This is a genomic window from Streptomyces sp. NPDC000134 (assembly GCF_042899225.1).
GTDB lineage: Bacteria > Actinomycetota > Actinomycetes > Streptomycetales > Streptomycetaceae > Streptomyces.
In genome coordinates this window covers 1-1,111 of sequence record NZ_JBIAZN010000063.1, presented here as the reverse complement: position 1 = coordinate 1,111, position 1,111 = coordinate 1, and the positions used below count along the sequence as shown (strand labels likewise).

Annotated in this window: 1 pseudogene; it reads left to right on the top strand. The window is 66.1% G+C overall.

Annotated features, from left to right (window positions below):
* Nucleotides 1-136 precede the first annotated feature (136 nt).
* A pseudogene (locus ACFY32_RS34090) lies at nucleotides 137-997 on the top strand (IS5 family transposase).
* The last annotated feature ends 114 nt before the right edge of the window (nucleotides 998-1,111 follow it).

Genomic DNA, 1,111 nt, shown 5'->3' with positions numbered 1-1,111 from the left:
CGACCCCAAACCCTACGTCTGGACGAAGACCGCAGACGCGATCCTTGAACGCCTCGTCGGCTATCTGAATAGAATTCCTGACTCAGAAGACTAGGGTCCGTCTTCAAAGATCATCCGGGTGGTGGATCATGGTGTCGTGGTACGTCGTCATGAACTCACCGATCAAGAGTGGGAGTTGCTCGCTCCGCTGATACCGCGGGCCGCGACGGGACGTCCCCGCGTGGAGGACCGGCAGGTCATCAACGGGATGGTCTACAAGATCCGCACCGGCATCTCATGGCGTGACCTGCCCGAACGCTACGGGCCATGGCAGACGGTCTACACCCGCTTCCGCCGCTACGCGATCGACGGCGTGTTCACCCGGGCCCTGCAGCAGATTCAGGCCCGGGCGGACGCAGCCGGGGACATCGACTGGCTGGTGCGGATCGACTCCACCATCGTCCGCGCCCACCAGCACGCCGCCGCCACCGGCCGAAAAGGGGGATGCGCCGGCAGGACGAACCGGACGATCACGCCCTCGGCCGGTCCCGCGGCGGACTGACCACGAAAGTCCACCTCGCCTGCGACGGCAAGGGCCGCCCTCTGGCCCTCCTCGTCACGCCGGGCCAGCGCCATGACAGTGTCTGCGCACGCATTCTGCTCGAACGCATCCGGGTGCCCCGCAGCGGCCTCGGCCGGCCACGCTCCCGACCCGACCAGGTCATCGCGGACAAGGCTTACAGCTCCCGCGGTTTCCGCGCCTACTTGCGGCGACGCGGCATCGCGCACACCATTCCCGAGAAGGCCGACCAGCGGCGGCACCGTCTGCGGCGGAAGCCTCGGCGGTCGACCGCCGGGGTTCGACCGGGAGACTTACCGCCGACGCAACCTCGTCGAGCGCTGCTTCAACCGGCTCAAGGGCTTCCGCGGCATTGCGACCAGATATGAAAAGACCGCCATCTCATACGAGGCAGCGGTCAGTCTCGCGTCGCTCCTGCTCTGGGCAAGATCCGTTTGAAGACGGACCCTAGTCTTCCGAGTCAGGAGTTCTTTGAAAAACTGTAGGCTTGGAGCGTGGCTCGTACGGGGCGGCCGAAGGCCGAGTTGGTGTTGTCGGTGGAGGAGCGGGCGG